Annotated in this window: 6 protein-coding genes, 1 tRNA gene and 2 pseudogenes; 7 read left to right on the forward strand and 2 right to left on the reverse strand. The window is 72.7% G+C overall.

Translation table 11 applies throughout. From position 1 onward, the window contains the following. Window positions 1–5: 5 nt before the first annotated feature. On the reverse strand, window positions 6–947 hold the full coding sequence (locus JWR81_RS19315; RefSeq protein WP_297654521.1) for an ROK family protein: 942 nt from the start codon (window positions 945–947) through the stop codon (window positions 6–8). Between the two features lie 98 nt (window positions 948–1,045). On the opposite strand from JWR81_RS19315, the gene JWR81_RS19320 reads away from it, so the two are divergent. From JWR81_RS19320 to JWR81_RS19340, 5 genes and pseudogenes are all read left to right on the forward strand, one after another. Further along, window positions 1,046–2,188, forward strand: a complete 1,143-nt coding sequence (locus tag JWR81_RS19320) for a DoxX family membrane protein (RefSeq protein WP_297654523.1) — start codon at window positions 1,046–1,048, stop codon at window positions 2,186–2,188. 50 nt (window positions 2,189–2,238) lie between these two features. Further along, window positions 2,239–2,370 (forward strand): hypothetical protein, encoded by a 132-nt coding sequence (locus JWR81_RS19325; protein WP_297654527.1) that lies wholly within the window; start codon window positions 2,239–2,241, stop codon window positions 2,368–2,370. A gap of 11 nt (window positions 2,371–2,381) precedes the next feature. Beyond that, the gene (locus JWR81_RS19330; protein WP_297654530.1) at window positions 2,382–3,704 is read left to right on the forward strand and encodes a hypothetical protein; all 1,323 of its coding nucleotides are present in this window, start codon (window positions 2,382–2,384) and stop codon (window positions 3,702–3,704) included. Window positions 3,705–3,733: 29 nt separating this feature from the next. Beyond that, window positions 3,734–3,808: transfer RNA gene (locus JWR81_RS19335), tRNA-Ile, on the forward strand. Between the two features lie 294 nt (window positions 3,809–4,102). Continuing rightward, a pseudogene (locus JWR81_RS19340) lies at window positions 4,103–4,231 on the forward strand (glutathione-dependent formaldehyde dehydrogenase); the annotation flags it as partial. 37 nt (window positions 4,232–4,268) lie between these two features. On the opposite strand, the gene JWR81_RS19345 reads toward JWR81_RS19340, so the two are convergent. Continuing rightward, window positions 4,269–5,234, reverse strand: coding sequence for an SDR family oxidoreductase (locus tag JWR81_RS19345; protein WP_297654534.1), 966 nt, complete (start codon window positions 5,232–5,234; stop codon window positions 4,269–4,271). Window positions 5,235–5,443: 209 nt separating this feature from the next. Between JWR81_RS19345 and JWR81_RS19350 the strand changes: the two are divergent. Together JWR81_RS19350 and JWR81_RS19355 are read left to right on the forward strand one after the other, a co-directional pair. Then, window positions 5,444–5,819 (forward strand): annotated as a pseudogene (locus tag JWR81_RS19350) (SDR family NAD(P)-dependent oxidoreductase); the annotation flags it as partial. A gap of 344 nt (window positions 5,820–6,163) precedes the next feature. Continuing rightward, a partial coding sequence (locus tag JWR81_RS19355) for a hypothetical protein (RefSeq protein WP_297654536.1) occupies window positions 6,164–6,439 on the forward strand: 276 nt, incomplete at its 3' end.

Consider the following 6,439-nt stretch of genomic DNA (forward strand, 5'->3'; position numbering starts at 1 on the left):
GGTGGTCAGTCGATGTGGTCGAGGGCGAGCAGGGCCGCGCCGATCTTGCCGGCGTCGCCGCCGAAGGTAGCGGGCACGATCGGCGTGATCCCGCGCGCCGTCGGGGCGTAGGCGAACTCGCGCGCCGCGGCCCGGGCGGGGGCCAGGAGCAGCTCGCCGGTCTCCACCAGTCCGCCGCCGACGACCACCGCGTCGACCTCGAAGATGTTGGCCAGCGACGCGATCCCCACGCCCAGCCAGCGGCCGAGCCGAGCGAACAAGGCTGTCGCGGTCTCGTCGCCCTGCTGCACGGCCTGCACCACCGTGTGGCCGGTGACCTCGCCCGCCCCGAGGCGTGCGATCACGCCGTCGGGGTCGTCGGCCGCGGCGTCACGTCCCATGCGCGTCAGCGCCGTGCCGGAGGCGTAGGCCTCGAAGCAACCGTGGTTGCCGCAGCCGCAGCGCGGGCCGTCGGGGTTGAGGATGATGTGGCCGAGCTCGGCGCCCATCCCGGTGGGTCCGCGGTAGATGTCGCCGTTCATCACGAGGCCGCCGCCGATGCCGGTGCCGACCGTCACGAGCATCATGTTCGGGAACGGTTCGCCCAGCCGGGCCTCGGCGAGCGCGGCGACGTTGGCGTCGTTGTCGACGACCACGGGCAGGTTCGTGGACTTCTCCAGCTGCTCGCGCACGGGCCAGTCGCGGTAGGCGTTGTTCGGCGCCCACAGCATCGTGCCGATGGGCCACTCGACGATCCCCGCGGCCCCGACCCCGATCGCGACGACGTCGTGCTCGGCCCGCAGCCGCTCGATCATGTCGAGCAGCACCGCCGTGACGGACTCCGCGTCGGACTCCTCCGGCGTCGGCTCCACCAGCTCCGTGAGCACGGCGCCGGTTTCGTCGACCACCGCCCCCGCGATCTTCGTCCCGCCGACGTCCAGCCCGATGGCCGGCCTGCTGCTCTGCACGAAAGCATGATGTCACCTCTCTGTGGATCGATACAGCGTTTGGGTCCGAAGGGTTGCGGGTACCGCCAGGCATGCTGTTGCGACGCGTAGCCCGCCCCATGCTGGCGGCCATCTTCATCACCGGCGGTATCAACGCCCTCCGGTCCCCGCAGCGCCACGCCGAGGCAGCGAAACCCGTGCTCGACGCGATGGCGCCCGCCGTCGACGCGGCCGTCGAGGCCACCCCGATCGAACACCGACCCGACGACGAGCTCCTCGTGAAGATCGACGGGGGTGTCAAGGTCGTGGCTGGTTCGCTGCTGGCCGTCGGCAAGTTCCCGCGGCTGGCCTCCGCCGCCCTCGCGGCCTCGCTGCTCCCCACCACGCTGGCCGGGCACCGCTTCTGGGCGGAGACCGATCCCGAGGTCAAGGCCCAGCAGCAGATCCACTTCTTCAAGAACGTGGGCCTCCTCGGCGGGCTGCTCATCGCCGCCGCCGACACCGAGGGCAAGCCCTCGCTCGGCTGGCGTGGACGCCGGGCCGCCAAGCTGGCGTCGGCCGCCGTCTCGGCGCAGGCCACGTCGATCTCCGAGGCCGCGTCCGACCTCGCGGACAAGTTCTCCGGCAGCGGCTCCGACGCGTCGGGCAAGCTCGCCGAGTTCGCGCACGAGGTCGGCGACAGGGCCTCCGAGGCCGGGGACAGGGCCGCGGGTGTCGCGGGCGACGCCTCGGGCGCCGTCAGTGGGATCGCGGCCGGCCTCGTCGGGCTCGCCCCGGGTGCGGGCGCGGCCCTCTCCGCCCACGCGTCGAAGGCCGGTGACCAGGCGTCCAAGGTCGGCGCCGACCTGGCCACCCGCGCGTCGGACCTCTCCGACGCCTGGTCCAAGAAGGCCGCCAAGGCTGCGAAGGTCGCCGAGAAGCGGCGCGCCAAGCTGCAGAAGGTCGCGGAGAAGCGGGGCGCGAAGCTGCAGAAGGTCGTCGAGAAGCGCGGAGCCGAGTTCCAGAAGACGGCCGAGAAGCGCGCTGCGGAACTGCAGAAGCGCGCCGCCAAGCGCGGGGCGAAGTTGCAGAAGACCGCAGAGAAGAAGTGGTCCGAGTTCGAGAAGAAGGCTCCCGGCGTTCTCGACCAGGTCACCAGCCAGGCCTCCAAACTCGGCCACGACGTCGTCGAGCGCGCCGCGGCCGTCGGTTCCGAGGTCGCCACCCAGGCCGAGGGCCTGGCGAAGGACACCCGCAAGCGGGTCCACGCTCTCACGGGCTGACCTTCGCGAAACCGCCCCACGGCTCCACGCCGGGCTGGGAAGATCCCGGCGTGGAGCTGACGGACGATGGCGGTGGGCTGCAGCACGAGATCAGCATCAAACTTGCTGGCAATGGGCATCAGTACGGGCGCTCACGCCACATGGCCGAGATGATCCCGTCCAACCCTCCACCCCTGCGCTGAGGGAGTTCGCGATGGCGGAGAACTACCCGGGCACGGCCGTTCCCTTCGAGACCTACGCCCTTCCGGCCCTCTACGACCCGATCATGCTCGGGCCGGGGTCGGAGAGCCTCCAGAACACCGCTCAGCTCTACACCGCGGTGTCCGAGACGTTCGACAAGGCCGTCGCCGACCTGCGCGCCGTCATGGCGAAGAGCCAGGCCGTGCACGAGGGCGAGGCCGCCGACGCCGCGCGTCAGCACATCGCCCGGGTCACCAGCGTCGGCGAGGTGGGCGCCGAGCAGGCACGGCTGGCGACGTACGCGTTGCAGGAGCAGGCGGCCTACTACGCCCGCGCCCGCGTCGACATGCAGGCGGCGGCGGACAGGGCCGCGACCGATGTCCCGCCGCCGGCCTTCGGCACCCGTGTCTCCGTCAACCCGCAGGTCTACACCGTGAAGGAGGAGGGGCGGACCCTGGCGGTCGACGCCGCCAACCTCTACCAGGGCAACTCGAACCACAACCTCAGATACGTCTTCCAGCCGCTCGAGCCGCCGACGGTGGCGGCGCCGAGTACGTCCATCGGTGCCCGGACCCAGGCGCCGGCCTGGCCTGGTGGTGGTGCGTCGAGCGTGGGCCCGGCGAGCGCTGTGCCCTCACGCGCGGGCTCGTCCCCGGCAGTCGCGGGACCCGTGCCGGGCGGAACCGACCCCGCTGCCGCCTCCGGCGGCGGGGGCTCCGGCGGCAGTGGCCCTGCTGTCGTTCCTGCGGTCGGCGGCAGCCCGGCCGGCACCGTCTCGACCACGAAGGGCTCCACCCCGGTGTCAGCGGGCAGTGGTGCGTCGACGCTCCGCCCGGGCGGCCTCCCGGCCTCGACGTCCGGCGCCGCGTCGGTGCCCGGCCCGAGGGTGGCAGCCGCCGGTCGCACCTCGCCGACCGGCGCACCCGTCGTCGGCGATCCGACCGCCCTCGGCTCGGGATGGGTGCCGGGCCGACCGTGGACCACCCGGCCCGGCGCCACCGCACCGCTCCCCGGAACCGGCAGCACCGGGCCGCTCGGCGGCGGGGGAGGCGCGGACGCCTCCGGCCGACCGGGGTCGGCCACCGAGCCGCGGTCGTCGTCCGGGCGAACGCCCGCGTCAGCTCTGGAGGAGCCCCCGGCCCGCACGACCAGTTCGACCCGGGCATCGTCATCGGGCCAGCACACACCGTTCATGCCCATGACCGGCGCGAGCAGCCGCGGCCAGGACACCGAGCACACCCGCCCGCCCTGGCTGATCGAGGACGACCCGGAGGCGATCTGGATGTCAGGCCTCCCACCCCACGGACCCGCCGTGATCGAGCTGGTGGAGGAGTGAGGGGCGCGCTCGGTAGAGTCGTGGATCCTGGGGCGGTAGCTCAGCTGGTCAGAGCAGCGGACTCATAACCCGTCAGGTCGTGGGTTCGAACCCCACCCGCCCCACATTTTCGCAGGTCAGCCGCTTGTGTCTGCCGTATCCGGTAGGTTCCGAAGATCTACTCCCACGAAAACCCACGGGAATGCTTCGGGCAGGAGCCGAGAGGGAGGGCGAGACCACCGCTGGCCATGGGCCCACGCGGCAGCACCTCGATCAAAGCGACTGGGCAGCACGAGCTACGTCGTCCGCTGCCGGTTCCGCGACTTCGACGGCGCGACGCGCTCGTTGGAGCGGGCCGGTCGGTCGAAGGCGGCGGCTGCAGCCGCGCTCCAGGATGAGATTCGCAACCGCAAGGGCACGACCCGCTGGGCACCGAGGACTTCGTCACCCACCGGGTGCCGCTCGAGTCCGCCCCGGAGGCCTACGCGGCGTTCCAGAGGAAGCAGGACGGCGCGGTCAAGGTGCTGTTGCGCCCGGGTACCGCCTGAGGAGCCCCGCGCCCGGGAGGCCTTGAGCCCTCCCCGGTCAGGGCCGGGCCGGCTCGCCATGGTGGGCCGTCTTGTCGTCGTGCTGGTGCCAGCGCTGCGCAGCGCTGCGGGTGAGCCCGGTCAGCATGTCGAACCAGCGTGGGCTGCTGGTGGTGTGCCCCGGGCGCGGACCGGGATCCACCGTCGACGGCAGCAGCTGGTTGACGCCGGCGAGGACGCGCAGTGTGGTGGCGGGGGCGAGGCCGTGCACCCGCACCCCGAGCTTGGCCGCGGGCGTCAGGATGATCTCGGGGCGGCCGCGCAGTGTTGCGTCGATGAGCTTGCGGGCCGCGCGTTCGGCGTCCATCGACAGCAGCGGCAGGCTGTCGGCCACGGCGAACCAGCGGTACTCGGCGGCGCGGTCGCCGGTGAAGAGGGCGTTGCGCGGCGACCCCGTTCGCATCAGGCCGGGGACCCCGACGGTCACCGACACCCCGTCGCGCGCAGCCTCGACGCGTAGCCCCTCGGCGAACCCGACGGCCGCGTGTTTGGCCGCGGTGTAGGGCAGCAGATGCGGTGCCGGGAGCTTGCCGCCCACCGAGGTCACCGCGAGGATCCGGCCGCCGTGACGGCGCAGCACGGGCAGGGAGGCCAGCGTCGAATGAACGAGTCCCCAGTACATGACGTCCATCGCCGTGGCGTAGTCCTCGGCAAGCATCGCGGCCGCCGGGCCGACCTGGATGGTTCCGGCGTTGCCGACCAGGACGTCGAGCCGGCCGAAGTGCTCCACCGCGGTGTCGACGAGGCGCTGAGCCTCGGCCGGGACCGAGACGTCGGCCGGAACGGCTTCCACCCGCGCGCCGCGGGTCTCCAGGTCACGCCGGGCGACATCGAGACCCTCCGCGGACCGGGCGTTGAGTACCAGGTCGTGGCCGCGCTCGGCGAGGCCCCGCGCCAGCAGAAAGCCCAGGCCCCGGCTGGCCCCGGTGATCACGGCGACGGGCCGCCTGTACTCGGTGCGCATGTCCGTCATTGCTCCGGAGTGCCCGGGCCGAGGGGGTTTCATGCACCGGCCGAGCGCGGGCTTCGGGATCGGTGCACGTGTCGGGTCCGGGGCGAGCGGGTGGACGCGTCAGGGGAGAACCGTCCATGTCGACCGGAGGTCGTGACACCGGTGCCGCAGGACCCGAACCCGACCGCCCAGCAGCAGGATCCGCCCCGCCACGCCGCCCCATGCAACCCCGCCCGCGCGACGAGATGGCCGACCACGTCGGCCGGGGGCTGCTGGAGGGGGAGGTCGCGCTGGTCACCGGCGGGTGACTCCGGCATCGGCCGCGCGCTGTGCGTGGCTTTCGCCAAGGAGGGTGTCGACGTCGACGTCAACGTGCACAGCTTCTTCCGGGTCACCCGGGCCGCGCTGCCGCACCTGGGGGCCGGCAGCGCCGTGATCAACACCGGGTCGGTGAACGGGTTGCGGGGCAACCGGTCCCTGATCGACTACTCGGCGAGCAAGGGCACGGTCACGGCGCTGACCTACTCGCTGGCCCAGGCCCTGGTCGACCGCGGGATCCGGGTCAACTGCGTGGCGCCGGGACCGGTCTGGACGCCGGGCTGACCCGGCTCGGGGGTCGGATGGAGCCGACTTCCGGCCCGGAGGGGCGGCGACGAGGCCCGCCGTACTGGCGTCGCCTAGTGCGGTGAGCACATAGGTTCGCCGGTCAGGCGGCTCGGGGTCGGCCCCGACGTTGTCGGCGTTCGCTGCGGATCGCGGCGAGGAGGCCACCCGCCGATTCCGGGATTCCTTCCAGGTCCGGGTCCGCTGAAACGACACCCCGGCCGCAGCAGCTGCCGCGGCCGCTCGCGCCCGATCACGACCCGCCGGGAACGGCCTCCCCGAACGCGCCCGCCGAGCGGGGCTGCTGCCGTCGCTCTGCAGCGTGCCTGCGGAACTGGATGGCCCAGGCCGACACCGATGACGGCGACGCCAGCTCCCGGTTGACCTCCGCGGGACCGATCACCTCCGTTCTCGATATCGGTCTCGAGCTCCGACTCGGCCATGACGCCGGCGGCGAGATCGGTGACACTGAAACGGCCCGCCGTCTCACTGATCGAGGCTGCCGAGCTGCAGCTCGGCCTGCGGATCGCCGGCCCGCCGATCCGGCGACGCCCGCTAGTCCGTCACATCGTCAGAAGGAGCAGGGCATGGCCGATCACACCTACGTCGTCAGC

Origin of the sequence: Pseudonocardia sp., from assembly GCF_025965585.1 — a bacterium.
Classification (GTDB): Bacteria; Actinomycetota; Actinomycetes; order Mycobacteriales; family Pseudonocardiaceae; genus Pseudonocardia.

Excerpts from the sequence above, each read along its gene's own strand:
- JWR81_RS19330 (WP_297654530.1), top strand. The coding sequence starts at position 2,382 with ATGGCGGAGAACTACCCGGGCACGGCCGTTCCCTTCGAGACCTACGCC.
- JWR81_RS19345 (WP_297654534.1), bottom strand. The coding sequence starts at position 5,234 with ATGCGCACCGAGTACAGGCGGCCCGTCGCCGTGATCACCGGGGCCAGC.
- JWR81_RS19320 (WP_297654523.1), top strand. The coding sequence starts at position 1,046 with ATGCTGGCGGCCATCTTCATCACCGGCGGTATCAACGCCCTCCGGTCC.